At 73.2% G+C, this 23,300-nt stretch carries 25 protein-coding genes; 12 read left to right on the top strand and 13 right to left on the bottom strand.

Annotated elements, in window-relative coordinates:
* Positions 1 to 40: 40 nt before the first annotated feature.
* Positions 41 to 1,600, bottom strand: a complete 1,560-nt coding sequence (locus P2H44_RS12070; RefSeq protein ID WP_275763805.1) for a polysaccharide biosynthesis/export family protein — start codon at positions 1,598 to 1,600, stop codon at positions 41 to 43.
* Between the two features lie 375 nt (positions 1,601 to 1,975).
* Between P2H44_RS12070 and P2H44_RS12075 the strand changes: the two genes are divergently transcribed.
* Positions 1,976 to 2,590 carry a sugar transferase gene (locus tag P2H44_RS12075; RefSeq protein WP_275763806.1) on the top strand — a complete coding sequence of 205 codons (615 nt, stop codon included), beginning with the start codon at positions 1,976 to 1,978 and terminating at the stop codon, positions 2,588 to 2,590.
* A gap of 94 nt (positions 2,591 to 2,684) precedes the next feature.
* On the top strand, positions 2,685 to 3,824 hold the full coding sequence (locus P2H44_RS12080; protein ID WP_275763807.1) for a glycosyltransferase: 1,140 nt from the start codon (positions 2,685 to 2,687) through the stop codon (positions 3,822 to 3,824).
* Positions 3,825 to 4,286: 462 nt separating this feature from the next.
* On the opposite strand, the gene P2H44_RS12085 is transcribed toward P2H44_RS12080, so the two are convergent.
* Together P2H44_RS12085 and P2H44_RS12090 are read right to left on the bottom strand one after the other, a co-directional pair.
* Entirely contained in the window at positions 4,287 to 5,027 is a 741-nt protein-coding gene (locus P2H44_RS12085) for a response regulator (RefSeq protein ID WP_275764576.1), read from the bottom strand.
* Between the two features lie 20 nt (positions 5,028 to 5,047).
* Positions 5,048 to 5,635: a MarR family winged helix-turn-helix transcriptional regulator gene (locus tag P2H44_RS12090; protein ID WP_275763808.1), complete on the bottom strand. Its 588-nt coding sequence runs from the start codon at positions 5,633 to 5,635 to the stop codon at positions 5,048 to 5,050.
* Positions 5,636 to 5,823: 188 nt separating this feature from the next.
* On the opposite strand from P2H44_RS12090, the gene P2H44_RS12095 reads away from it, so the two are divergent.
* The 5 genes from P2H44_RS12095 to rlmH all read left to right on the top strand — a co-directional run bounded on the left by P2H44_RS12095 (position 5,824) and on the right by rlmH (position 9,250).
* Positions 5,824 to 6,702: a branched-chain amino acid aminotransferase gene (locus P2H44_RS12095; RefSeq protein ID WP_275763809.1), complete on the top strand. Its 879-nt coding sequence runs from the start codon at positions 5,824 to 5,826 to the stop codon at positions 6,700 to 6,702.
* A 158-nt stretch (positions 6,703 to 6,860) separates the two neighbouring features.
* Positions 6,861 to 7,148, top strand: a complete 288-nt coding sequence (locus P2H44_RS12100; protein WP_275763810.1) for a hypothetical protein — start codon at positions 6,861 to 6,863, stop codon at positions 7,146 to 7,148.
* 264 nt (positions 7,149 to 7,412) lie between these two features.
* Positions 7,413 to 8,201: a DUF3108 domain-containing protein gene (locus tag P2H44_RS12105; RefSeq protein ID WP_275763811.1), complete on the top strand. Its 789-nt coding sequence runs from the start codon at positions 7,413 to 7,415 to the stop codon at positions 8,199 to 8,201.
* Positions 8,202 to 8,394: 193 nt separating this feature from the next.
* Positions 8,395 to 8,760: a ribosome silencing factor gene (rsfS, locus tag P2H44_RS12110; protein WP_275763812.1), complete on the top strand. Its 366-nt coding sequence runs from the start codon at positions 8,395 to 8,397 to the stop codon at positions 8,758 to 8,760.
* Positions 8,761 to 8,779: 19 nt separating this feature from the next.
* Positions 8,780 to 9,250, top strand: a complete 471-nt coding sequence (gene rlmH, locus P2H44_RS12115) for a 23S rRNA (pseudouridine(1915)-N(3))-methyltransferase RlmH (protein WP_275763813.1) — start codon at positions 8,780 to 8,782, stop codon at positions 9,248 to 9,250.
* Between the two features lie 480 nt (positions 9,251 to 9,730).
* Here rlmH and P2H44_RS12120 read toward each other — a convergent pair whose 3' ends face one another.
* The gene (locus tag P2H44_RS12120) at positions 9,731 to 10,156 is read right to left on the bottom strand and encodes an organic hydroperoxide resistance protein (protein ID WP_275763814.1); all 426 of its coding nucleotides are present in this window, start codon (positions 10,154 to 10,156) and stop codon (positions 9,731 to 9,733) included.
* Positions 10,157 to 10,304: 148 nt separating this feature from the next.
* Here P2H44_RS12120 and P2H44_RS12125 point away from each other — a divergent pair, with 148 nt between their 5' ends.
* On the top strand, positions 10,305 to 10,829 hold the full coding sequence (locus tag P2H44_RS12125) for a MarR family winged helix-turn-helix transcriptional regulator (protein WP_275763815.1): 525 nt from the start codon (positions 10,305 to 10,307) through the stop codon (positions 10,827 to 10,829).
* A gap of 117 nt (positions 10,830 to 10,946) precedes the next feature.
* Here the strand turns inward: P2H44_RS12125 and P2H44_RS12130 are convergent, their stop codons facing one another.
* The 5 genes from P2H44_RS12130 to P2H44_RS12150 all read right to left on the bottom strand — a co-directional run bounded on the left by P2H44_RS12130 (position 10,947) and on the right by P2H44_RS12150 (position 15,203).
* Positions 10,947 to 12,011 carry a M48 family metallopeptidase gene (locus P2H44_RS12130; protein ID WP_275763816.1) on the bottom strand — a complete coding sequence of 355 codons (1,065 nt, stop codon included), beginning with the start codon at positions 12,009 to 12,011 and terminating at the stop codon, positions 10,947 to 10,949.
* 292 nt (positions 12,012 to 12,303) lie between these two features.
* Positions 12,304 to 12,921, bottom strand: coding sequence for an FMN-binding negative transcriptional regulator (locus P2H44_RS12135; RefSeq protein ID WP_275763817.1), 618 nt, complete (start codon positions 12,919 to 12,921; stop codon positions 12,304 to 12,306).
* Between the two features lies 1 nt (position 12,922).
* The gene (locus P2H44_RS12140; RefSeq protein WP_275763818.1) at positions 12,923 to 13,723 is read right to left on the bottom strand and encodes a GNAT family N-acetyltransferase; all 801 of its coding nucleotides are present in this window, start codon (positions 13,721 to 13,723) and stop codon (positions 12,923 to 12,925) included.
* A gap of 8 nt (positions 13,724 to 13,731) precedes the next feature.
* Positions 13,732 to 14,826 carry an S-methyl-5-thioribose-1-phosphate isomerase gene (gene mtnA / locus P2H44_RS12145; protein WP_275763819.1) on the bottom strand — a complete coding sequence of 365 codons (1,095 nt, stop codon included), beginning with the start codon at positions 14,824 to 14,826 and terminating at the stop codon, positions 13,732 to 13,734.
* Complete coding sequence (locus P2H44_RS12150; protein ID WP_275763820.1) at positions 14,823 to 15,203, bottom strand: cupin domain-containing protein; 381 nt, start codon at positions 15,201 to 15,203, stop codon at positions 14,823 to 14,825. Before P2H44_RS12150 ends, mtnA begins: the two co-directional genes overlap by 4 nt.
* 256 nt (positions 15,204 to 15,459) lie before the next feature.
* On the opposite strand from P2H44_RS12150, the gene P2H44_RS12155 reads away from it, so the two are divergent.
* Positions 15,460 to 16,812 carry a dicarboxylate/amino acid:cation symporter gene (locus P2H44_RS12155; RefSeq protein ID WP_275763821.1) on the top strand — a complete coding sequence of 451 codons (1,353 nt, stop codon included), beginning with the start codon at positions 15,460 to 15,462 and terminating at the stop codon, positions 16,810 to 16,812.
* Between the two features lie 377 nt (positions 16,813 to 17,189).
* On the opposite strand, the gene rnhA is transcribed toward P2H44_RS12155, so the two are convergent.
* Together rnhA and P2H44_RS12165 are read right to left on the bottom strand one after the other, a co-directional pair.
* On the bottom strand, positions 17,190 to 17,681 hold the full coding sequence (rnhA, locus tag P2H44_RS12160; RefSeq protein WP_275763822.1) for a ribonuclease HI: 492 nt from the start codon (positions 17,679 to 17,681) through the stop codon (positions 17,190 to 17,192).
* A gap of 2 nt (positions 17,682 to 17,683) precedes the next feature.
* Entirely contained in the window at positions 17,684 to 18,295 is a 612-nt protein-coding gene (locus tag P2H44_RS12165; protein WP_275763823.1) for a LysE family translocator, read from the bottom strand.
* A gap of 192 nt (positions 18,296 to 18,487) precedes the next feature.
* On the opposite strand from P2H44_RS12165, the gene P2H44_RS12170 reads away from it, so the two are divergent.
* Positions 18,488 to 19,018, top strand: a complete 531-nt coding sequence (locus tag P2H44_RS12170; RefSeq protein ID WP_275763824.1) for a hypothetical protein — start codon at positions 18,488 to 18,490, stop codon at positions 19,016 to 19,018.
* 8 nt (positions 19,019 to 19,026) lie between these two features.
* Here P2H44_RS12170 and P2H44_RS12175 read toward each other — a convergent pair whose 3' ends face one another.
* Both P2H44_RS12175 and ispH read right to left on the bottom strand, forming a co-directional pair.
* A complete protein-coding gene (locus P2H44_RS12175; RefSeq protein ID WP_275763825.1) occupies positions 19,027 to 19,710 on the bottom strand; it encodes a methyltransferase domain-containing protein in 684 nt (227 codons plus the stop codon).
* Entirely contained in the window at positions 19,707 to 20,705 is a 999-nt protein-coding gene (gene ispH / locus P2H44_RS12180) for a 4-hydroxy-3-methylbut-2-enyl diphosphate reductase (protein WP_275763826.1), read from the bottom strand. The genes P2H44_RS12175 and ispH overlap by 4 nt, the downstream gene beginning before the upstream one ends.
* A gap of 206 nt (positions 20,706 to 20,911) precedes the next feature.
* On the opposite strand from ispH, the gene P2H44_RS12185 reads away from it, so the two are divergent.
* Positions 20,912 to 21,547 carry a glutathione S-transferase family protein gene (locus P2H44_RS12185; protein WP_275763827.1) on the top strand — a complete coding sequence of 212 codons (636 nt, stop codon included), beginning with the start codon at positions 20,912 to 20,914 and terminating at the stop codon, positions 21,545 to 21,547.
* Positions 21,548 to 21,743: 196 nt separating this feature from the next.
* On the top strand, positions 21,744 to 23,297 hold the full coding sequence (locus P2H44_RS12190) for an efflux RND transporter periplasmic adaptor subunit (RefSeq protein WP_275763828.1): 1,554 nt from the start codon (positions 21,744 to 21,746) through the stop codon (positions 23,295 to 23,297).
* The last annotated feature ends 3 nt before the right edge of the window (positions 23,298 to 23,300 follow it).

The raw sequence follows: 23,300 nt of genomic DNA on the forward strand, positions 1-23,300 counted from the left end.
GCGGTCCGGGGATCGGCGGGCCCGCAGGCCCGCCGCCCGATCAGTTGGCGGCGTTGGCCAGCGAGGCGGCCTGGCCGATCAGGTTCGGCACCAGCTGGTTGATCACGCGGCCCCAGGAGGTCACCGGCTGCTCGGCCACGAAGACGATGTCGTTCGGGCGCATCTCGAACAGGGTGGCCGTGGTCAGCATCGCGGCGTTCGAGGCGTCGAGGTGATAGGCCGTCACCGCCCCCGGCGCCGCGGGCGTCAGGTTCTGGCGCAGGACGTAGATCTCCTCGTAGTCGGCGAACTGGATCGTCAGGCCCGCCTCGCCCAGCAGGACGTCCGCCAGGTTCGCCCGGCTCTCGAACGGCAGGGGCGAGCGCACGACCTGCTTCACCTCGCCCGCGACGTAGACGTAGTCGCGGCGCACCGCGCCCAGCTCCAGCCGGTCGCGGAAGGCCTGGCGCTGGGCCAGAACCTCGTCGCGCAGGTCGTTGTTGCGCTGCAGCTCGTACTGGGCGATCTGCACCCGCATCTGGTTGAGCTGCTGGCGAAGCTGGGCCTTGCGCAGCTCGAAGTCGGCCAGGGTCACGGCGTACTGGGCGTCGTCGATCTCGGCCCGGCGCTTCTGGAACTCGAACTCCCGCTCCTGCAGCTGGAACTGCCGCAGGCGCAGCTGCTCCTCGAAATAGGCGCGGGCCTGGGTGACGTCGTAGTCGGCGTCCACGAAGATCGCGTCGCCGTCCTCGAGCAGGACGTCGTTGAGCGAGTCGGTCCCGTAGAGCGAGCGCACCGGCGCCTGGTAGACCTGGCCGTCGCGGAACAGGCGCACCACGGCGTAGTCCAGGTCCTCGGAGTTGACGCCGCCGGCGAGCTGCAGGGCTTCGGTCAGCTTCAGGGGCTTGAGGCTGATCGGCTCGACCTGCGGGTTGCGCACCGCGCCGCCGACCGAGACGCGCTGCGAGTTGAACTCGGCGATCTCGAGCGAGAAGGACGGGTCGAGGCGCTGGGCGACGAGGGCCTGGAAGATCTCGGCCTCCGCCTCCTCGATGGTCATGCCGGCGATCTGCACGCGGCCGACGTCGGGAATGGCGATCGCGCCGTCGTCCTGCACCACGTAACCCTGCCGGGAGGACTGGGCGTTGAGCAGCGAGGGCACGTCCTCGAGCGTGGCGCCCGAGGTGTTGGTCGACAGCAGCACCACGTCCGACACGCCGATGCGGTAGGGCGTCGGCTCGGTCGGGGCGGGCAGGTTCACCGGAACCTCGGAGGCCGGCGGCTGCAGCGCGGTGGCGGTCGGCGGAAGCTCGAACTCGGGCCCGGAGGCGGTGGACACGGAGTCGATGCTCGGCAGCGCGGGCATCGAGACGTTGCCGGCGCCGATGCGGCCCGGCGCGCCCACCGGCTGCGGCCGGAAGGAATCGGGCAGGCGCTGCGGGACGTAGGCGGTCAGATTCGCCTCCATCGCCGTTTCGAAGGTCATCGGAATCACCTGGACGTCCGTGGTGGCGTCCGAGGCGAAGCCGCGCCCGTCCCCCTCTTCGTAGACGTGGGGCGCGGTGTAGACGAGACCGCAGCCTCCCAGCGCCAGAACCGCGAGAACGGCGTGAACCCTCATTGGCGAGCCCCTCTTGTTTGTGCTGCGCCGCAACAATCGGCGCCCCTCGGACGCGAACCGGTGTTAGCACCGCATCCGACTGGCGTTAAGGCGGAATCCTGAGAAATGGGATCGACAAGGGCGGCCTGAGGCAATCCGGCCGCATCGTTCAGACAGCATTAACGCAAAATTTTCCATTGAGTTCACACAGCGAAAACCCAATACTGGCTGCGTGTGTGAGGGATGGCCCGGCATCCGAAGGTTCCGGGCGACGTGCCGGCCGGTCCGTGGGGACCGGGTATGAGTGGGGATATGATGAAGCATGTGAATGCCGACGATCACTTCTATGCTGCGGACGCGTTGTCGCCCCGCAGGTCGTTCGCGTCCGTTCGCGGCGTGTACGAGGCCGGCGGCAAGCGTCTGCTGGATTTCGTGATCGCCCTGGCGCTGGTTCCGATCGTGGCGCCGGTGGTCTTCGGCCTGGCCGCGATGGTCTGGGCCCGCGACGGGGGCGCGCCGTTCTTCGGCCATGTGCGCACCGGCCGGAACGGAAAACCGTTCCGTTGCTGGAAGATCCGCACCATGGTCCGCGACGCGCAGGAGCGGCTGGCCCGCCACCTCGAGGAGAACCCCGAGGCCGCGGCGGAGTGGGCCGCCACCCGCAAGCTGACCGACGATCCGCGGATCACCCGGGTCGGCGCCTTCCTGCGCAAGACCTCGCTCGACGAGCTTCCGCAGCTGTGGAACGTGCTGAAGGGCGAGATGTCCTTCGTCGGTCCGCGCCCGGTGCCCGAGGACGAGCTCAACGACCTCTACGGCCCGGCCCGCACCGTCTACTGCGCCATGAAGCCGGGAATCACCGGCCTGTGGCAGGTGTCGGGGCGCAACGACGTCAGCTACGCCCAGCGGGTCTCGCTCGACATCGAGTACCTGCGGCGGATGGCCCCGGGCTTCGACCTGTGGGTGATGCTGCGCACCGCCCTGGTCATCGTGCGGCCCACCGGCCGCTGACCCCATTCGGCGCCGCCGCGACCTCGCGGCGAGGCCCGTCCGCCGGAGCCCTCGGCTCCGGCGTTTTCATTTCCGAACGAGGGAACAAACGCGCATGCGCGTCGCCATCATCCACTATTGGCTGGTCGGGATGCGGGGCGGGGAGCGGGTGCTCGAACAGCTCTGCCTGATGTTTCCGGACGCCGACATCTACACCCATGTCTGCGACCGCGAGAAGATCAGCCCCTTGCTGCGGCGCCACAGGATCCGCGAGACCTTCATCGCGAAGCTCCCGGGCGCGAAGAAGCATTACCAGAAATACCTGCCCCTGATGCCCTACGCGCTCGAGCAGCTGGACCTGTCTTCTTACGACCTGGTGCTTAGTTCCGAAAGCGGACCGGCCAAGGGGGTGATCTGCAACCCCGACACGCCGCACCTGTGCTACACGCATTCGCCCATGCGGTATATCTGGGACCAGTACCACGCCTACCGCGAGGGGCTGAGCTGGCCGATGCGGATGATGTGGACCGTGGTCAGCCACAAGCTGCGGATCTGGGACGTGGCCGCCGCGAACCGGGTGGACCGCTACGTCGCCAACTCCTCCTTCGTGGCGCGGCGCGTGATGCGCTGCTGGGGGCGGGAGGCGGACGTGGTGCACCCGCCCGTGGACCTCGACGCCTACCGGCCCGCGCCTGCGCTGGGGCCCGATGCGCCCTACCTGTTCCTGTCCGAGCTCGTCCCCTACAAGCGCGCGGACCTCGCCATCGAGGCCTGCCGGCTGCTGGGCCGGCGGCTGAAGATCGTGGGCTCGGGCCCGGAGATGGAGCGGCTGAAGAAGCTGGCCGGGCCGGGCGTCGAGTTCCTGGGACGCGTGCCCGACGGCGAGATGCGCGCCCTCTACCAGTCCTGCCGCGCCCTGCTGTTCCCGGGCGTCGAGGACTTCGGCATCGTGCCGCTGGAGGCGATGGCCTGCGGCCGCCCGGTGATCGCCTACGGCCGGGGCGGCGCGCTGGACACGGTGAAGGAGGGCGTCTCGGGCCTGCTCTTCGACGCCCAGACCGCCGAGAGCCTCGCCGACGCCATGCGCCGCTTCGAGACGGAGATGGAGCCGGGCCTCGACCCCGAGCGCGTCGCGGCCCACGCCGCGGGCTTCGGCCCCGAGACCTACCGCGCCGGCATGTGGGCCGCCATCCGCCGCATGGCCCCCGAGCTGGGCCTGCCCGAGGCCCCGCCCGAGGTCGCCCAGGCCGCCTGAGCCTGCGCCCCCGGCGGGCGGGCGCCGCGTCGGGCCTCGCGCCCGGGGCGGGCCGTCCGCCCGCGGCGCAGGGGCGGGGGCGGCGCCGTGGGGGCGCCGTTTCTCCGGCGCGGCGTGGGGAAGACCTCCGGCGTCGCGGCGTCTTCAGGGATTTTCGCCGTTTGCTGAGACGGCCGGCAGGGCCGGCCTCTGGCGAGCGTGCGGCGAGTCGGGCCGCGCCTCAAGGCCAAGCCCGGCTTCGCCGGGTCGCTGCGCGAGCCTTGACCCGCGGCCCGACTCGCCATCGCGTCCCTGCGTCCGACCCTGCAAGAGCTTGAGCCTGCCGGCGCGACGCGCCCCGGGCTCGGCCTGGGGCTTCTCCCGAGGGGGCGTCCCGGCGCTCGTCCGGTGAAAGGTTGCGCCGCGCCGTCGCGCGCCGGGATCCGAATGCAGGACGCCGTCAGGCCGGAGCGCGCGCCAGCCTCAGTCCGGGGCCAGCATGTAGCCCGACCCGCGCACCGTCTGCAGGTAGCGAGGCGCCTTGGGGTCGGCCTCGATCTTGCGGCGCAGGCGGGTGACCTGGACGTCCACGGCGCGCTCCTGGGCGTCGTCCATCTCGGCGAGCAGGGTCTGGCGGTCCACCGGCTCGTGCGGGGTGCGCGCGAAGATCTTCATCAGCGCGCTCTCGGTCGTGGTCAGGCGCACCTGCTCGTCGCCCCGCCACAGCTCGCCCCGCGCCACGTCGTAGCGCACCGGGCCCAGCTGCAGGGTGCGCGGCGTCTCCGGCCGCGGGCCGGCGGGCTGGGTCCGGCGCAGGATCGCGCCGATGCGCAGCAGCAGCTCCCGCGGCTCGAAGGGCTTGGCGAGGTAGTCGTCCGCCCCCGCCTCCAGCCCCGCGATCCGGTCCTCGGCCCCGCCGCGGGCGGTCAGCAGCAGGATCGGGGCGCCGAGGCTCGGGCGCACCGCGCGCGCGAAGCTGATCCCGTCCTCGCCCGGCATCATCACGTCGACCACCAGCAGGTCGAACTCCAGCCCCTCCAGCAGCCGCCTGGCATGGGCCGCATCCCGCGCCGCGGTCACGTAGAAGCCCGAGCGCGACAGGTAGCGCTTCAGCAGCGTGCGGATCCGCTCGTCGTCGTCGACCACCAGGATATGCGCGTCCGGCGCCTCCGCCGGGGCGGAGGCCGCAGGCTCGGCCGCCGGCCGCGCCGCGGGCGCGAGCATCTCGTCGTCCATGCGCGCCGTCAGGCCCCGGCCTGGTCGTTGACCAGCGCCAGCACCGATTCGCGGCTGTCCTCGTCGATCATGTCCGCGAGCACCGTCTTGAACCCCTGAACCGCATCCGCGCCCGCCTCCATGAAGACGCGGCGCATCCGCGCATTCTGCGCATCCGACAGGCTGCGGACAAGCGCCTCGCCCTCCGCCGTCACCGTCAGCAGGCGCTGGCGACGGTCCGAGGGGCCCACGCGCTGCTCGATCATCCCGTCCTCGACCAGCTGGCGCAGCACCCGGTTCAGCGACTGCTTGGTCACCTTCAGCGTGTCCAGCAGGTCCGAGACCGACATCCCCGGCCGCCGCCACACGAAATGCAGGCAGCGGTGATGGGCGCGCCCGTAGCCGCGCGTCTCCAGCACCCGGTCCGCGTCCGCGATCATGTCGCGATAGGCGAAGAACATCAGCTCCACCCCCTGGCGGAGCTGCGCGTCGGTCAGGAACAGGAGCTGGTCGCCCCGGTTCAACCCGGCCCCGCGCACGCGGGCGGCGGACAGCCGGCCGCCCTCGGGGCGGGGGCCGGCGGAGCGGGGGCGGGTCGGGGCGTCTGAAGGGCTCATGGCGGGATTTTACGTCAGCCTTGTTGACTGTCCAAGTGCGCGTTGCTATATCGCCGCGGCGTCCAGGAAAGCAACATTATTTCTTGCCGCGCTGCAACAGCGACATTTCCGGCAACCGCCGGGGTCGCCGACGAAACGGGCCGGAGGCTCCGCTAGGAGAGCCCCGGCGAGGATACGGGAACTTGGCCATGGCCGGTGGAGCCTACGACGATCGCGACGGCGTCATCTGGATGGACGGGGCGCTGGTGCCCTGGCGCGAGGCCAAGGTGCACGTACTGACCCACGCGCTCCACTACGCCTCCTCGGTTTTCGAGGGCGAGCGGGCGTACGGCGGCCAGATCTTCAAGAGCCGCGAGCATTCCCAGCGCCTGCTGGATTCGGCCAAGGCGATGGACATCCCCTCGCGCTGGACCGTCGACGACATCGAGCAGGCCAAGGCCACCGCGATGGCCGCCAACGGGCTGAAGGACTGCTACGTCCGCCCCGTCATGTGGCGCGGCTCGGGCGAGGACATGGGCGTCGCCGCCCTCCTGAACCCCGTGCACCTCGCGGTCGCGGTCTGGGAATGGGGCGCCTACTACGGCGACGCCAAGACCCAGGGCGCCAAGCTCGACATCTCGAAGTGGAAGCGGCCCAGCCCCGAGACCATCCCCTGCCACGCCAAGGCGGCCGGTCTCTACATGATCTGCACCATGTCCAAGCATGCGGCGCAGGCCAAGGGCTGCTCGGACGCGCTGATGTTCGACTACCGCGGCTACGTGGCCGAGGCGACGGGCGCCAACATCTTCTTCGTCAAGGACGGCAAGGTGCACACGCCGACCCCCGACTGCTTCCTCAACGGCCTGACCCGCCAGACGGTGGTCGAGCTGCTGAAGCAGAAGGACGTCGAGGTGATCGAGCGCCACATCATGCCAGACGAGCTGGAGAGCTTCGAGCAGTGCTGGCTGACCGGCACCGCGGCCGAGGTCACCCCGGTGGGCAAGATCGGCGACTACAGCTTCGACGTCGGCCCGATGGCCGTCGGCATCGCCGAGGAATACGAGCGCCTGGTCCGCGGCAACCGCTGACCGCCGCGCCGGCGAGGGATCCCGGGGCCGGGGGCGCGAGCCTCCGGCCCCGTTCGTTTTCCGCCCGGGCCCGACGCCCAGGCCAGTCGCCCGGACCCATGGCGGCCCTGCGGGCAGGCCCGGGCCTGCGGCGCAGGGGCGCAGGCTAGGACCCGGCCATGCCGAGACGCTTCTGGATCGAGTTCGAGCGCGCCCCCGGGCAGGTCGCCACCGCGCTTCACAGCTTCGGCGTGACCGCCCCGTCGCGCGACGCCGCCCTGGCGCTGATCCGCGAGCGCGCTTATTGCGGCAAGGTGCCGCTGCCGGTCGCCAAGATCGTCGAGGACGTGGACGTCTCGACCCTCGATCCCAACCACGTCCTGCCCAACATGGAGCCGCCGCACGAGACCGGCATCTGGTTCCCGATGGGGTTCCGCGACGCCTTCGCCCCCGACGATCCCGATTGACGCGAGACGTCGGCGAGCGCTTCGCCGGTCCGCGATCCCGTCGGCTCGCCGAGGGAGGCGGCGCCCCCGGGCGCGACGCCCGCCGCGCGCCGCGGGCAGGGCCTCCGCCCTTGGGATGACGCCCGACGCGGCGCCTCCTCGCGGATTGCGCATCATCCGGGCGTGGAAACCCATCCCACGCCCTCCTCACGCGATTTTCGCTTGCACGTTGCGGCGCCGCATTTAACGGTTCGGTGACGTTTCCGAGATGAACGGAGTCCCGGGATGCGCCGATCCGCCTGCCTCGCCTTCGCCCTCGCGCTGCCCGCCCTGCCGGCCCAGGCGCAGGGGCCCGCAGCCGCCTCGACCCAGCCCGCGGCCGAGACGGCGGGCGCGCGCGAGCTGCTCTACCACCTCGACTGGGGCCCCGTGGCGCTGGGCGAGTTCCGGGTGCGCCACGAACCCGGCGACGCCGGGGCGCTGACCATCGAGGCGCGCTCCCGCGGCCTCGCCTCGATGCTCTTCGACTTCTCCCTGACCGAGGCCACCCGGCGCGAGGCCGACGGCGGCCGCCTGTTCACCATCACCGGCGAATTCGGCGACCGCGACTACGACCGCCTCGTCGACTGGACCCCAGGCCAGGCGCCCGAGGTCACCCACCGCGCCGGCGCCCCGGACGAGGAGCTGACGCCCGTGCCGCAGGCCCTGCTGCCCCGCTCGGTCGACCCGGCCGCGGCGGTGCTCGCGGTGCTCGACCAGATCGAGGCGGGCAAGGGCTGCGCCGGGGAATGGGCGATCTACGACGGCGTGCGGATGACCGCGCTGACCGTGCGCGACGAGGGGCTCGACCAGATCGAGGCCGACCGCGACTGGACCTACGCCGGCCCCGCCCGCCGCTGCCGCCTGGGGATGGAGCGCCTGGGCGGCTACCCCGTCGACGACGAGCGCGAGACCTCCGAGGCCGACTTCGACCGCGTGCTGTGGATCGCCCAGATGGACGGCCGCCCGACGCCCGTGCGCCTGCAGGTCTCGTGGCCGCTGGGCTACGCCACCGGCCGAATCGACTTGCGTTGATCCCGCGCCCGCTCTATCCGCCGGTTTTCCGGGCGCCGGGCGCCCACTGGTTGAGCGAAGCCCCCCTTTGAACTATGTTGAGACTCCGCCCTGCGCCGGGGCGCGAACGGGATTTCCGGCGCGCGACGTGGAGGAAATCGAACTGACCGGACTCGATAGCGCGGGGGCGACCCCGCCGGAGAACACGGAGCGAATGGGTGGCGAAGACCTGCTCCGTCTTGTTCTGAACTCGCTCGAGGACGACAAGGCCGAGGACATCGTGCAGGTGGACCTGCGCGGCAAGTCCGACATCGCCGATTTCATGGTGATCGCCTCCGGCCGCTCGTCCCGACAGGTGGCCGCCATCTCGGAAAAGCTCATCGAACGTCTCAAGGCCGAGGCCCGGGTGTCCGCCCGCGCCGAGGGCAAGGATGCGGGCGACTGGGTGCTGATCGACGCGGGCGACGTGATCGTCCATGTCTTCCGGCCCGAGGTGCGCGAGTTCTACCAGCTCGAGAAGATGTGGCTGCCCGCCGGCGACGCGGCGAAACGCGCCTCCGGCACGCCCTCCTACGCCTGACCCGCCGGACGGGTCGGGCGTGAAAGTGCATCTGGTCGCCGTGGGGCGCGCCCGCGGCGGGCCCGAGGCGACGCTCGTCGACGACTGGCTGACGCGCTTCGACCGCGCGGCGCGGCCGCTGGGCCTGGGCCCGGCGCGCCTGCTGGAGGTCGAGGACCGCAAGGGCCGCGGATCGGAGGCGGAGGGCGAGCTGATCCTCGCCGCCCTCCCCGACGGCGCGGCGCTGGTGGTGCTGGACGAGCGCGGAAAGCAGCTGACCTCCCCCGACTTCGCCGGCCGCCTCGCGGACTGGCGCGACCAGGGCCGCCGCGACGCGGTGCTGGCCATCGGGGGCGCCGACGGCCATTCGGACGCGGTGCGCGCGCGGGCCGACCTGATGCTCAGCTTCGGAAAGATGGTCTGGCCGCACATGCTGGCCCGCGCCATGGCGGCCGAGCAGATCTACCGCGCCGCCACCATCCTCGCCGGAAGCCCCTACCACCGCGCCTGACCGGGCGCGCACGCGGCCTGCAGGCGGGCCCGGGCTCGCGGCCGGCGGGCGTGCGCCATCGCGCGGCGCGGCGCTCGAGGCGCATCTTCAGGAAAACTCGGCAAGACGGGCGTCTTCAGGCCCCGGCGCGCCGCGCGCGGCGGCGGCGAGGGGCACGACCAGGCCGGGCGGGTCCCCGCCCGCCCGGCCCGGTCGCGGTCGCGGCGGCGCCGCGCGCCGGCTGGGAGGGGACACGTCTCCCGGCCGGACCGGCCCACGGGGCCGGGAGGCGGGGAGGGGCCCCAGACCCCGCCCCGCGCCGCCGGCGCGGCGCCGCCGCGGGAACGGGGCCGCATCGCGATCTCCCGTCCCGTTCGGTTCCTCAACCAACGACGCCGCCGATCCCCGGGGGACCGACGGCGCCTGCGCCCGGCCTGCGGGCGAGCGGCGCGGGCGCGCCGGACCGCCGCGCGGGCGATCCGACGAGCCGCGGGGCCTCGATCAGGCGACCGTCAGGCCCACGTCCACGTTGCCGCGGGTGGCGTTCGAATACGGGCACACCTGGTGCGCCGCCTCGACCAGCTTCTCGGCGTCCGCCTTGTCGACGCCCGGCATCGAGATCTTCAGCGCCGCGGTGATGCCGAACCCGCCCTCGGAGCGCGGGCCGATCCCCACCGTCGCCTCGACCGTCGCGTCGTTGGGCACCTTCACGAAGCCCTCGCCGCGCGAAACGGCCTTCATCGCGCCCAGGAAGCAGGCGGCGTAGCCGGCGGCGAACAGCTGCTCGGGGTTGTTGCCGTCGCCCGAGCCGCCCATCTCCTTCGGCGGCGCGAGCTTCACCTTCAGGGAGCCGTCCAGCGTCTCGGCGGCGCCGTCGCGGCCCCCGGTGGCGCGGGCCTGGGTCGTGTATTTCACGTCGACGGGCATGGTGGCCTCCTCAGTCATCCGAATATGTCGTGTGCGATTAGATCGCGTGAGACATATCTGGGCTCATCCCCTCGCAAAGTCAATCTCAATCGATTATATCGGGTGCGATATTTTGCGAGACGCAGCGGACATCCGCTCAGGAGGCTCCATGTCCTGCACCGGCGCCGATCCCGCCGAGACGCCCCAGGAGGCGCCCGCCGAAGAGTCCGTCGAGACCGGGGCGCCCCCGTCCGAATCGATGCTGTGCTTCGCGCTCTACTCGGCCAGCCACGCGATGAACCGGGTCTACCGCCCCTGGCTCGAGCGGCTGGGCCTGACCTATCCGCAGTTCCTGGCGATGACCGCGCTGTGGTCGCGCGACGACCGCATGGTGGGGGAGCTCTGCGCCGAGCTGAAGCTGGCCACCAGCACCCTGACCCCGGTGCTCAAGCGCCTCGAGACGCTGGGCCTGATCGAGCGGCGGCGCGACCATGGCGACGCCCGCGCCGTGCGGGTGACCCTGACGCCCGAAGGGCGGGCGCTGCATTCGCGGACCGAGGGCCTGGGCCCCGCGATCCTCGAGGCGACGGGGATGACGCTGCAGGAGGCGCTGTCGCTGAACGCCGCGGTGGCGGGCCTGCGCGACCGCCTCCTCGCCCACGCCGACCGCCGCGACGCCGAAGCCGCGGCCTGAGCCCGAGCGGGCGAAGCCCCTAGGGACGGGACGGCGGGGCGTAGCCCCTCAGGCACCTTCGGCGCAGGCGCCCTCGGGCCCGGAATTCCCGGTCCCAGACCTCCCGGCCCCGCGTCCTCAGTCGGCGCAGATCTCCTTCAGGGCGATCCAGTCCGCGTCTTCCAGCGCCGGCTTCCAGGCGCTGCCCTTCAGGCGGTCGGCCGCCTCCGCCGCCTCCACCCGCGCCTCGAGGTCGGGGTGGGAGGCGAAATGCCGGGCCATGCCCTCGGTCCGCGCGCCCTGCATACCCTCCAGCTTGCGGAAGAAGTCGGCCAGCGATTCGGCCGGCAGGCCCGCGTCGGCGAGCATGTCGTGGGCGAAGGCGTCGGCCTCCATCTCCATCTCGCGCGAATAGGAGGCCGCCAGCGCCATCTGAGTCAGCCCGGCCAGCGTGCCGCCCGACAGGTCGCCCATGAACAGCGTCATCAGCCCCTGCGTCCCCGCCTGGCGCAGCAGCGCGCGCAGCCCGTCGCGATGGGCGACATGGCCCAGCTCGTGCGCCAGCACCGCGGCCACCTCGTCGGGGCCCGAGGCGGTCTCGAGCAGGCCCGACAGGATCGCCACGCGCCCGCCGGGGGCGGCGAAGGCGTTCACCTGGGGGGAGCGGATCACCTCCAGCGTCACCGGCACGTGCAGGCGCACCCCGGCCAGCAGCCGGTCGGCCAGGTGCTCCAGCGCCACCGCGCCCTCGGGGCTGGTGCAGACCGGGTCCTCGCCCTGGCCCATCGCCGCGATCTGCTGCGCCATGATCGCGTCGCCCAGCTTGCGCTCCTGCGCCGGCGGAACCAGGTCGGCCATCCGCTGCGTCGCCCAGGGCAGGCCCCAGACCACCAGCGCCGCCCCCAGCGCCACCGCCGCGGCGAACCAGCCGAACAGGCGCATCAGCATCGGCAGGCGCGAGGGGCGGCGGTCGAGGTCGGCGCACACCTCCTCGATGGCGCGGATCATCTCGGGGTCGGTGATCAGCAGGCTCTCGTCGCCGTCGGCGTCGCCCCAGGCGTCGTCGGGCTCGGGCGTCAGCGACAGGGCCGCGCGGTCGCCGCCCGGCGCGCGCACCCGGCGCAGGCTCGCCAGCGTCCAGTGGGCGACGGGCATGTCGTCGAAACTCATCAGGATCAGCGAGGCCTCGCCGAAGCGGACCACCACCTCCTGGGGTCGTTGCGAGAATCCGTCCCGATAGACGCCCGTGGATTCCAGGAGCGCATATCGCGTCAGCGCGGTTCTGCCCGCCGTTCCGCCGCGTCCGAAGCCGCCCGCCATGCCTGCGCGTCGCGCTCCTCTTGCGCGCGGCCGTTCCGGCCTGCGCGTCATCCTGCCTTCGGCTCCCCTCTTAGACGGTTTGTCCGCGGGAAACGAGGGCGCCCGCCGCGGAGCCTCGCCGCAGGGGGCGCCGCAGGTCGCCGTTCGCGCGGAGGCGCAGCGCCCCCGCGCCGCCTCAGACCGGCGGCTCGCGCATCAGCGCGGCCAGCGTCTCCAGTTCCGCCCCGATCGAGCCGGGCATGGCCTCGGCCGCGCCCAGGCGCATCGCCTCGGGCTTGTTCTGGCCCAGCTTCCAGGTGCCGTCGGTCTCCTCGATCTCCAAGCGCACGGGCAGGATCATCCGCTCCATCTTCTCCAGCGTCCCGCGGTCCATCTTGTCGAGCGTCCAGGGCTTCTTGCCCGGCAGCGCCCCCTCGAACCGGGCCGACAGCGCGGCGAGGTGGGGGCGCAGCGCCTCCGGCTCGCGCAGCGACAGGCGCCCGCGCAGGTGGGCGGCGACGTAGTTCCAGGTCGGCACCTGCCCCGGGTCGCCGTACCAGTCGGGCGAGACGTAGCCGTCCGCCCCCTGCACCGCCAGCACCGCCGCCGCCGGCCCCTCGGCCAGCCGCCGCGCGATGGGGTTGGAGCGCACCAGGTGCAGGTCCGCCGCCCCGTCCGTCTCCATCACGAAGGGCACGTGGGAGATCAGGGGGAACGGCTCGGCCGAAACGACCAGCGTGCCGAAGCCGCGGGCCTTCGCCAGCGCCAGGTGATGGGCGCGGGTGGATTTGCGGAAGGCGGGATTGGGATGCATGTCAGGCGCGGCTCCAGCGCAGCACGGCGAGGCCGGGAAGGGCCGCCCCCTCGTCGAAGGCGGCGGCGAAGAGGGAGTGGGGAACCTCCGGCGCGGCGTCCGCCAGGCGCTCCATCGCCTCGTCCCGCGCGGCCAGCCCCTCATGCGCGAGATGCCCCAGCTTCAGCGCGGCCGCGCGGGCCACGCCCTCGCGCCCGCCCGCCGGGGCGGCGCGCAGGCGGGCGAGCTCGTAGCCCGCGAGGCTGCGCACCCGCGCCTCGGAATATTCGTCGAGCAGGGCCATCCGCCCGTCGCGGACCAGCCCCACCCGCTCCAGCACCCGCACCGAGGCGGGGTTCAGCAGGTCCCAGACGGTGGCGTAGAGCGAGAGCGGCCCCGGCAGCGCCCGGAAGGCGGCCAGCGCCGCCGTCGCCGCCTCGCTCATCACGCCGCGGCCATGGGCGCGGCGGTCGAGCGCGTAGAACACCTCTCCGCCCCAGCCCCCGCCCGCGGGCGCAGCGCCGTAGAAGCCCACGACGCCGAGAAAGCCGGCCAGCGCCGGATCGCTCTCCGCCCGCCCCTCGACCGCATAGGCGCCCAGGCCCCCGGCCGTCCAGATCGCCGCGCCGCGGTCGCCGTCCTCGCCCAGCCCCTCGCACCAGTCCTCGGCCCAATGCCGTTGCAGCTCGGGGGTCGAGCAGTCGTGGAACAGCATCGTGGCGACCTCGCCGTCGGCGAAGACCGCCGCGCGCAGCGCCGACGCGTCGGCGCGGCGCAGCGGGCGCAGGACCAGCCGGTCCGTCGTCAGGGTCCGGGGGCTCATCGCGACGATCAGGCCGCCGCCCGCTCCGGGAACAGCCCGGCGATGCCCTCGCGCGTGGCGGGGCAGACGCCGCGCTCGGTCACCAGCGCCGTCACCAGGCGCGCGGGCGTGACGTCGAAGGCGGGATTGGCGGCCTCCGAGGTCTCCGGCGTCAGCCGCACCCGGGTGTAGTCGCCCGCGTCGGTCAGGCCGGGGAGGTAGGAGACCTCGTCGCCCGAGCGTTCCTCGATCGGGATCTCGAACCCGTCCTCCACCGTGAAGTCGATGGTGGGGGAAGGCAGGGCCACGTAGAACGGCACGCCGTTGTCATGGGCCGCCAGCGCCTTGAGGTAGGTGCCGATCTTGTTGCACACGTCGCCGCGCGCGGTGGTGCGGTCGGTGCCCACGATGCACATGTCCACCAGACCGCGCTGCATCAGGTGGCCGCCGGCGTTGTCGACGATCACCTTGTGCGGCACGCCGTGGCGGCCGAGCTCCCAGGCGGTGAGGAACGCGCCCTGGTTGCGGGGCCGGGTCTCGTCCACCCAGACCTCGACCGCGATCCCCTTGTCATGGGCCTTGTAGATTGGCGCGGTGGCGGTGCCCCAGTCGACGGTCGCCAGCCAGCCGGCGTTGCAGTGGGTGAGGATGCGCACCGGCTCCCCCGGCGCCTTCTTCGCCGCGATCTCCTCCACGATCTTCAGCCCGTGGTCGCCGATGGCCGCGTTGATCGCCACGTCCTCGTCGCAGAGCGCGGCGGCCTCGGCCCAGGCCGCCTCGGCCCGGTCGGCGGGGGCGAGGGGGCCGAGCGCCGCCTTCATCCGCTCCAGCGCCCAGTGCAGGTTCACCGCCGTGGGGCGGGTCGCCAGCAGCAGCGCGGCGGCTCTGGCGAGCCCCTCGTCCGAGGCGTCCTCGCGCAGCGCCAGCGCCAGCCCGTAGGCCGCCGTCGCCCCGATCAGCGGCGCGCCGCGCACCTGCATCGAGCGGATGGCGTGGGCCGCCTCCTCGACCCGCGTCAGGCGCAGGATCTCGAAGCGGTGGGGGAACAGGGTCTGGTCCAGGATCTCGACCGCGCCGTCCGCGGCGGGCCAGATCGTGCGATAGGGGACGCCGTCGATCTTCATGGGGTCTCCTCCAGCGGGGTGTAGCCCGCAGGCGTGAAACGGGGGGTGCACAGGCACAGGAACACCAGGTCTTCCGCGCCCGTGTTGGCGATGCGCTGGGCGCAGCCGGCGGGGATCAGCGCGGCGTCGCCGGGGCCGAGGTCCCGGGCCTCGCCGTCCAGCTCCAGCCGGCCGGTCCCGCGCAGGATCACGTAGCGCTCGTCCACGTCCAGCGCGTGCAGCTCGGTCACTGCGCCCGGCGCGACGGTCGCCTCGGCGAGGCTGGCGGCCGGGTCGGCGGGATCGTTCAGCAGCTCGCGGATCTCGCAGCGCTCGCGCGTGTCGAACGGGGCGCCGGCGGCGCCGGGAAGGACGAGGGGAGCGCGCAGGCGGGTCATGGCGCGGATGATAAGCGCCGGCCGGGCGGGAGGAAAGCCGCGCCGCCCGCCTGAGGCGGAATGGGCCGCGGCCGCCGCCTCCGTCCCGCGGTTCACGCGCGGCTCATCGCACGGGTCGGCCGGACCCTGCCAGGCGGATTTCATTCCGGAGAATGGAAGCTTCGGGCGCGGAAACCGTCGGCCGCGCCCAATCGTCTTGCGATGCAGCGAAACCGTGCGATCCTTCCGCAAGGCGAATTCGATGGAGGATCCGGCGATGGCGACGGCCGTGAAGAAGATGTCCCTGACCGTGCAGGTCATGCTCGGGATGGGGCTCGGGATCGTGGTGGGGTTGATCTTCAACGCCATCGGCTCGCAGTTCATCGCCGACTACGTCACCGGCGGCCTCTTCGCCATGCTGGGCAAGATGTTCGTCAACGCCCTGAAGATGCTGGTGGTGCCGCTGGTCGTCTTCTCGCTGATCTGCGGCGTGGCGGGGATCGGCGACGTGAAGGCGCTGGGCCGCGTCGGCGGCAAGAGCTTCGGCCTCTACCTCGCCACCACCGCCATCGCCATCGCGGTCGCCATCGCGCTGGCGCTGATCGTGGGGCCGGGCGTGGGCTTCGACATGGCCGGCGTCGACACCTCGGGCGTCACCGCCAAGACGGCGCCCACGGTCTGGGACGTCTTCGCCGGGGTCGTGCCCACCAACCCCATCGCGGCCTTCGCCAACGGCGAGATGCTGCAGATCATCTTCTACGTGATCGTCGTCGGGATCGCCGCCCTGATGCTGGGCGAGAAGTCCTCGGGCTTCGTGGCGGCCTGCGAGTACATGAACGAGCTGATGATGAAGGTCGTCCAGATCGTCATGGCCTTCGCCCCGATCGGCGTCTTCTGCCTGATCGCCAAGACCTTCGCCGAGCAGGGGATCGACCTGTTCCTGCCGGTGCTCGCCTACGTGCTGACGCTGACGGCGGCGCTGTTCATCCACCTCTTCGGCACGCTGATGATCATCCTCAAGGCGCTGTCGGGCCTCAACCCGCTGATGTTCATGCGCAAGATGCGGCCCGCGCAGCTCTTCGCCTTCTCGACCGCCTCCTCGAACGCCACCATCCCCGTCACCTACCGCTGCGTGACCGAGCGGATCGGGGCCGACCAGTCGGTCGCCTCCTTCACCGTGCCCTTCGGCGCCACCATCAACATGGACGGCACCGCGATCATGCAGGGCGTGGCGACGGTGTTCCTGGCCAACGTCTACGGCATCGACCTGGGCGTCGGGGGCTACTTGACGGTGATCGCCATGGCGGTGCTCGCCTCCATCGGCACCGCCGGCGTGCCCGGCGTGGGGCTGGTGATGCTGACCATGGTGCTGGGCCAGGTGGGCCTGCCCATCGAGGGCATCGCCATCATCCTGGGCGTCGACCGGCTGATGGACATGATCCGCACCGCGGTGAACATCACCGGCGACGCGGTCGTCTCGACCATCGTGGCCAAGGGCGAGGGCAAGCTCGACATGGCGGTATTCAACGACCCCGACGCCGGGCTGATGACCGGCGACGAGCTCGAGATCGATCCCAAGGCCGAGGCGAAGCTCGCGGGCCTCGCGCATCCCCACCCGGCGGGGGAGTGAGGCGGCCGGGGACGGAGGCGCCCTGCGGGCGGGCTTGGGCCTCCTGCGGGCGCTTCGCCTTGACTGGGCGAGGGCGGGAGCCTCCGGCGGGCTCCTGACTCACCAAAGAACAGGGGCCGCGCCTGTCCTCCGGAGTCGTCTCTCGCTGTTGATGCCTGAGCGAGTCGCCGGGAGGGGTCAAGGACAAGCCCGCGCAAGCGCGGGTCGCTTTGCGATCCCTGACCCCTCCCGGCGACTCGCTCTTCACGGCATCAGCGAGAGACGGCTCCGAAGAACAGGCGCTTCGCACGGGCCTGCGGGCGGCGCGCCGGCGAAAGCCGGCGAGGGGAGAGCCTTGGGGCGGAAGGGGAGAGAGGGGCGGGGCCGCGGCGGGCGGGTCAGCGCGCGCCGGCGGGCTTGCGGGGCTTTTTCGCCTTGGCGGGCTTGAACGGGGCCATGCCTGCGCGGGCGAGCGCGTCGGCGCGCTCGTTCTCCTCGTGGCCGGCGTGGCCCTTCACCCATTTCCAGGTCACCTTGTGGCGGGCCTGCGCGGCGTCGAGGCGCCGCCACAGGTCCTCGTTCTTCACCGGCGACTTCGAGGCGGTCTTCCAGCCGTTGCGCTTCCAGCCGTGGATCCAGCCGGTCACGCCGCCCTTCACGTAGTTCGAATCCGTCACCACCGTGATCTCGGTCGGGCGGCCCAGAGTCTCCAGCGCCGAGATCGCGGCCATCAGCTCCATGCGGTTGTTGGTGGTCTCGGGCTCGCCGCCCGAGAGCTCCCGCTCGCGCACCACCGCGCCGTCCTGCATCGCCACCAGCAGCGCGCCCCAGCCCCCCGGCCCGGGGTTCCCCGAGCAGGCGCCGTCGGTGTAGGCGAAGAACTCGGCCATGCTCAGCGCTCCGCGAAGGCCAGCCGCAGGCCGAGGCCCGCGAAGCAGGTCGCGAAGACCCGGCGCATCCAGCGCATCGCCCGCGCCGAGCCCAGGATCCGGTCGCGCGCCGAGGCGGCGAACAGGCCGTAGACCGCAAAGACCGCCGCCGTCAGCCCGGTGAAGACGAGGCCCAGAACCGCCATCTCGGCCGTCGCCCCGGGGCCGGGATGGACGAATTGGGGCAGGAAGGCCGCGAAGAAGATCGCGAGCTTGGGGTTCAGCAGGTTGATCAGCACCGCGCGCGTCGCGATGCGGCGTAGGCCCTGCTCGGCCACCGCCGCGGGCGCGGCCGGGCCGTCGCCCTCGCGCAGGGTCGTCCAGGCCATCCACATCAGGAACAGGACGCCCGCGATCTTCACCCCCTGGAACAGCGCTGCCGAGGCGTGGAGGATCGCCGCCAGCCCCGCCAGCGCCGCGGCCATGTGGAACAGGACCGCGAAGGTGCATCCGGCGACCGCGGCCATCGCGGCGGCGCGGCCGCGGGCCAGCCCGCAGGACAGGGTGTAGATCGCTCCCGTCCCGGGGATCATCACCACCGCGAGCGCGGTCAGCAGGAATTCGGGGCTGATCATGCGGGTCTCCGTTCCGGGCGTCGCCCGGCGACGCCGCCCGCCGGGGCCGGCAAGATGCGGCGCGGGGCCGGGCGGGTCAATGGCCCGGCGGGACGCGCCGGGCGAGGCGCCGCTTGACCGGCGCTCAGCGCGCATTCATCATCGCGCATCGAGCGACCCATTGATCCTGCATTCAATTCTCGAGGTGCGTGCATGCCTCTGCGTTTCCTGGCGATCGTCGCGGCGGCCCTGTTCCCGGTCCTTCCGGCGGTCGCGGCCACCGACTATTCCGAGGCGGTCTCGGGCGACCTCGCCGGCTCCGCCGGGCCCGCCAACGTGGACCTCGGCCCGCTGGGCCCCGCGCAGGCCTTCACCGTGACCGGCACGCTGGATGCGGGCGAGACGCTCGACGTCTTCGGCGACGGTCCGGACGAGCAGGACAGCTTCCGCTTCACCGCCGCCGTCGACTTCGCCTTCGATCTCGCGGTGGTCTCCGGCGCCCCGGTCTGCGAGCTCTACGAATTCGCCGGGCCGGACCTGAACCTGCTGGGCGACTGCCTCGGCCAGGTCTGGGCGCCGGCCTCCTACGCCGTGGCGCTGGTCATGGACGGGAACCAGGGCCAGGGCGGCTACGCGCTGACCGCCCAGGCGGCGCCGGTCCCGGCGCCCGCCGCAGGCGCGCTGCTGGCGGGCGCCTGCGCGGCGGGGCTGGCGCTGTCGCGCAGGGGGCGGCGCGGGGCCTGAGGCGGCGCTCAGGCGAGGCGGGCGAAGGCGGCGAGGAGCCCGGTCTCCGCCCCGTCGCGGCCCACGCCGCGGCTTGTCGAGACCTCGATCTCCGCGAAGCCGGCCTGCGCCAGCAGGGCCCGCAGGCCGGGCTCGCGGATGTAGGCGTAGCGGCGGCCGAGGCGGTCGCGCCGCTCGCCCTCGCCCTCCTTCAGGCCCAGGAACAGCAATCCCCCGGGGCGCAGGGCGCGGGCGACGCGCGCCAGAACGTCGGGCCAACTCGCGAGCGGGGCGTGCAGCAGGCTGAAGCTGATCCAGGCGCCGTCGTAGGCGGCCACGTCTTCCAGCGTCTCGAACCGCCCGACCTCCGCCGGGACCCCGCGGGCGCGGGCGCGCGAGACCAGCCCGGCGGAGGCGTCGAGCGCCCGGACCGAGAGGCCGGCCGCCATCATCGCCGCGGCCGCATGGCCCGCGCCGCAGCCGAGGTCGATCACCCGAGCCCCCGCAGGCAGGCCGGCGAGGAACCGCGCGAGCGTCCCGTCCTCTCCGCCGTTGAAGGGCGCGGACCAGGCGTCGTAGTCCGCCGCCGCGCCGTCGTACCAGGCGAGCGTCGCCGCGTCCGCGGTGGTCGGCGCCGCGGCGGTCGGGGCGGTTCGACCAGGGGCCTCGCCCGGGGCGCCGAGGGGGGCTCGTTCCCCGTCCGCGCCGCTCACGCGGCGTCGCCGGCGGGCTGGCGCAGGATGCGGGGGGGCTTGAACTCGACCCGCTCGACGGCGGTCTCGACCAGCTCGACGGTCACCGAGTGGCGGGCGCGGAAGGCGTCGATCACCTCCTCGACCAGCACCTCGGGCGCGCTGGCGCCGGCGGTGACGCCGACCGAGCGCACGCCCTCGATCGCGCGCCAGTCGATGTCGGTCGCCCGCTGCACCAGCTGCGAATAGGCGCAGCCGGCCTTCCTGCCGACCTCCACCAGCCGCTTGGAGTTCGAGGAGTTCGGCGCCCCGATCACCAGCAGCGCCTCGATCTTCGGGGCCATCGCCTTCACCGCCTCCTGGCGGTTGGTGGTGGCGTAGCAGATGTCTTCCTTGTGCGGCCCCTGGATCGCGGGGAAGCGCGCCGCCAGGGCCGCCGCGATGTCGGCGGTGTCGTCCACGCTCAGCGTCGTCTGGGTCACGTAGGCCAGCCGCTCGGGGTCCCGCGGCACCAGCCCCGCCACGTCCTCCACCGTCTCGACCAGCAGCACCTCGCCCTCGGGCAGCTGGCCCATGGTGCCGATGGTCTCGGGGTGGCCGGCGTGGCCGATCATCACGATCTGCAGGCCCTTGGCGGCGTGACGCTCGGCCTCGACATGCACCTTCGAGACCAGCGGGCAGGTGGCGTCGACGAACAGCATCTCCCGCGCCTGGGCGGCGGCGGGCACCGACTTGGGCACCCCGTGGGCCGAGAACACCACCGGCCGGTCGACCGGGCATTCGTCCAGCTCCTCGACGAAGACGGCGCCCTTGTCGCGCAGCCCGTCCACGACGTAGCGGTTATGCACGATCTCGTGGCGCACGTAGACCGGCGCCCCCCATTTCTCGAGCGCCATCTCCACGATCTTGATCGCCCGGTCCACGCCCGCGCAGAAGCCGCGCGGCGCGGCGAGGTGGATCGTCAGCGGGGGCAGGGCGCCCGCCGCGGGGGCGGCGCCTTGGGGGGTCGGGGACATCGCGGCCTCCATCCGGCCGCGCGGGTCGCGGCCTGTCGCCCAGACCTACGCGCGCGGGCCCGCGTCTTCAACCGCCTGCCCCGCGCCGGATCGCCCCTCGCGGCCCGCGGTTGCGCGGGCCGGGCGCCTGGGCCACGCTGCGCGCGAACCGCCCGCCGGGCGAAGAGACGACCCGAAGCCGCCCGCCGGCGGCGGGAAGGAGCCGCATGATCGTTATCCACCACCTGGGCGTCTCCCAGTCCGACCGCGTGGTCTGGCTGATGGAGGAGCTGGGCCTGCCCTACGAGCTGCGCTGGCACGACCGCGGCCCCGACTTCCTGGCGCCCGAGAGCTACCGCGCCCTGCACCCCGCCGCGACCGCCCCGGTGATCGAGGACGGGGAGCTCGTGCTGACCGAATCCGCCGTGATCCTCGAGCACATCTGCCACCGCCACGCCGGCGGGCGGCTGACCGTGGGGCCGCAGGACGCGAACTACACGGACTACCTCTACTGGATGCACTTCAACGCCTCGATGCTGGGCATCTACTTCACCCGCGGGGCGCTCGGCTCGGGCGCCACCGGCCCGCGGGCCGAGCGGCTGGGAACCGTGATCGCCCGGCGCGAGGCGGGGATGATGGCCTTCCTCGAACAGACGCTGGCCCGGCACGACTGGCTGGCGGGCCCCGAGTTCACCTGCGCCGACATCATGTGCGCCTTCGGCCTCTCGCCCGGCTCCCGCTACGGGGCCACGCCGATCGAGGACACGCCCAACGCCGCGGCCTGGCTGGAGCGGATCCGCGCCCGCCCCGCCTATCGCCGCGCGCAGGAGATCGCGGGGCCGAAGGCCGTCCGCCCCGACTGAAACCGCGGAACCCGCCCCCGGCCCGCGGAAAACGCCCCCGGACCCGGGGCGCCCCGCGGGGCCGGGCGACGGAACCCGCGCGGCCGCCCGTGACAGGGAGGCCCCGCACGCAGGCTCGCCCCCCGGGCCTGCGCGGGTTAAGTCTGTTCATCCAAGGGTCGGCCGCGCCCCGCGGCCTCGCCGGACGGGAGAGCCCATGCGCTTCGTGATGCGCAGCCTGACGGGACTGGTCCTGCTCGCCCTCGCGGCGGCGCTGATCGCCAACGGCGCCTGGCGGCTGCACCTCGCGCAGGAGGCGGCCGAGGCCAAGGCCCCGCGCCGCGCGCCCGCGGCAGAGCGGGTCTTCGCTGTCGAGGTGGTGCGCCCGCAGCCCGCCGACGTCTCCCCCACCCTGACCGCCTATGGCGAGATCGTCGCCGCCCGCCGGCTGGAGCTGCGCCCCGCGCTGCCCGGCCGCCTGGTCGAGCTGTCGCCCGCCTTCGTCGACGGCGGCGCGGTGCGGGCCGGGGAGCTGCTGTTCCGCCTCGATCCCGCCGACGCCGAATCCGCCGTCGACCGGGCCGAGATCGCGCTGGCCGAGACCGAGACCGACCGCGCCGCCGCCGCCCGCACCGTGGAACTCGCCGAGATGGACCTCGAGGCCGCCGAGGATCGCGTGCGCCTCCAGCGCCAGGCGATGGAGCGGCAGAAGGGCCTGGCCGAGCGGCTCGTCGGCTCCACCGCCGCGGTCGAGTCGGCCGAGCTGAACCTCGCCGTCGCCGTGCAGACCCGCATCGACGCGCAGCAGGCGCTCTCGGCCGCGCGCACCGCGTCGGAGATGAACGCCACCGCCCTGCGCCGCGCGCAGCTGGAACTCGCCGACGCCCGCCGGGCGCTGGCCGACACCGAGGTCCGCGCCCCCTTCGACGGCCTGCTGACCGAGACCGCCGCCGTGCTCGGCCGCCAGGTGGCCGCGAACGAGAAGCTGGGCGCCCTGATCGACCCCCGCCGGCTGGAGGCCGCGGTGCGCGTCTCCAACGCCGAATACGCCCGCCTGCTCGACGACGCCGGCGGGTTGCGCGACCTCGGCGCCGAGGTGCGGCTGGAGCTGGGGGAGGTCGACGCCTCGGTCCCCGCCCATATCGCCCGCGCCGCCGCCGCGACGGGGGAGGCGCGCACCGGCCGCACGCTCTACCTCGCGCTCGACCCCTCCGCCGGCGACCTGTTCCGGGAGGGGGACTTCGTCGCCGCCGCGGTGCGCGAGCCGGTGCTGGAGGGCGTCGCCGTGATCCCCGCCGCCGCCGCGACCGAGGACGGGCGGGTGCTGATCGTGGACGCCGACGACCGGCTGCGGGAGCGTCGCGTGCGCATCCTGCGCCGGGTGGGCGAGACGCTGATCGTCGCCGACGCCCCCTTCGGGGAGCGGATGGTGGCGATCCGCAAGCCGCAGCTCGGCGCCGGCGCCCGCGCCCGCGTCGCCGCCGAGGGCGAGGACGCGATGCGCGCGGCCGAGGCGGCGGGCGCCCCGATCCCGGGCGGCGTCTCCTCCCTCTCCGCCACGGGCGAGGAGATGCTCTCCCTCACCCCCGAACGCCGCGCCGCCCTGCGCGACCGGGTCCGGGCCTCCAACCTCGGCCCGGCCGAGCGCGCCCGCCTGCTCGACCGGCTCGACGGCGAGGCCGCCCCTCGCGGCCTGGTCGAGCGGCTGGAGGGCGTCGGCGCCCCGGCCTCCGACGGCGCGGCCCCCGCCGCCTCCACCTCGGGCGGCTGAGCG

Source organism: Albimonas marina, from assembly GCF_029223255.1.
Classification (GTDB): domain Bacteria; phylum Pseudomonadota; class Alphaproteobacteria; order Rhodobacterales; family Rhodobacteraceae; genus Albimonas.

What these genes read in the sequence shown, in the direction of transcription:
- P2H44_RS12070 (WP_275763805.1), bottom strand. Translation starts at nt 1,600, where the DNA reads ATGAGGGTTCACGCCGTTCTCGCGGTTCTGGCGCTGGGAGGCTGCGGT.
- P2H44_RS12080 (WP_275763807.1), top strand. Translation starts at nt 2,685, where the DNA reads ATGCGCGTCGCCATCATCCACTATTGGCTGGTCGGGATGCGGGGCGGG.
- P2H44_RS12085 (WP_275764576.1), bottom strand. Translation starts at nt 5,027, where the DNA reads ATGCTCGCGCCCGCGGCGCGGCCGGCGGCCGAGCCTGCGGCCTCCGCC.
- P2H44_RS12090 (WP_275763808.1), bottom strand. Translation starts at nt 5,635, where the DNA reads ATGAGCCCTTCAGACGCCCCGACCCGCCCCCGCTCCGCCGGCCCCCGC.
- P2H44_RS12095 (WP_275763809.1), top strand. Translation starts at nt 5,824, where the DNA reads ATGGCCGGTGGAGCCTACGACGATCGCGACGGCGTCATCTGGATGGAC.
- P2H44_RS12100 (WP_275763810.1), top strand. Translation starts at nt 6,861, where the DNA reads ATGCCGAGACGCTTCTGGATCGAGTTCGAGCGCGCCCCCGGGCAGGTC.
- P2H44_RS12105 (WP_275763811.1), top strand. Translation starts at nt 7,413, where the DNA reads ATGCGCCGATCCGCCTGCCTCGCCTTCGCCCTCGCGCTGCCCGCCCTG.
- rsfS (WP_275763812.1), top strand. Translation starts at nt 8,395, where the DNA reads ATGGGTGGCGAAGACCTGCTCCGTCTTGTTCTGAACTCGCTCGAGGAC.
- P2H44_RS12120 (WP_275763814.1), bottom strand. Translation starts at nt 10,156, where the DNA reads ATGCCCGTCGACGTGAAATACACGACCCAGGCCCGCGCCACCGGGGGC.
- P2H44_RS12125 (WP_275763815.1), top strand. Translation starts at nt 10,305, where the DNA reads ATGTCCTGCACCGGCGCCGATCCCGCCGAGACGCCCCAGGAGGCGCCC.
- P2H44_RS12135 (WP_275763817.1), bottom strand. Translation starts at nt 12,921, where the DNA reads ATGCATCCCAATCCCGCCTTCCGCAAATCCACCCGCGCCCATCACCTG.
- P2H44_RS12140 (WP_275763818.1), bottom strand. Translation starts at nt 13,723, where the DNA reads ATGAGCCCCCGGACCCTGACGACGGACCGGCTGGTCCTGCGCCCGCTG.
- mtnA (WP_275763819.1), bottom strand. Translation starts at nt 14,826, where the DNA reads ATGAAGATCGACGGCGTCCCCTATCGCACGATCTGGCCCGCCGCGGAC.
- P2H44_RS12150 (WP_275763820.1), bottom strand. Translation starts at nt 15,203, where the DNA reads ATGACCCGCCTGCGCGCTCCCCTCGTCCTTCCCGGCGCCGCCGGCGCC.
- P2H44_RS12155 (WP_275763821.1), top strand. Translation starts at nt 15,460, where the DNA reads ATGGCGACGGCCGTGAAGAAGATGTCCCTGACCGTGCAGGTCATGCTC.
- rnhA (WP_275763822.1), bottom strand. Translation starts at nt 17,681, where the DNA reads ATGGCCGAGTTCTTCGCCTACACCGACGGCGCCTGCTCGGGGAACCCC.
- P2H44_RS12165 (WP_275763823.1), bottom strand. Translation starts at nt 18,295, where the DNA reads ATGATCAGCCCCGAATTCCTGCTGACCGCGCTCGCGGTGGTGATGATC.
- P2H44_RS12170 (WP_275763824.1), top strand. Translation starts at nt 18,488, where the DNA reads ATGCCTCTGCGTTTCCTGGCGATCGTCGCGGCGGCCCTGTTCCCGGTC.
- ispH (WP_275763826.1), bottom strand. Translation starts at nt 20,705, where the DNA reads ATGTCCCCGACCCCCCAAGGCGCCGCCCCCGCGGCGGGCGCCCTGCCC.
- P2H44_RS12185 (WP_275763827.1), top strand. Translation starts at nt 20,912, where the DNA reads ATGATCGTTATCCACCACCTGGGCGTCTCCCAGTCCGACCGCGTGGTC.
- P2H44_RS12190 (WP_275763828.1), top strand. Translation starts at nt 21,744, where the DNA reads ATGCGCTTCGTGATGCGCAGCCTGACGGGACTGGTCCTGCTCGCCCTC.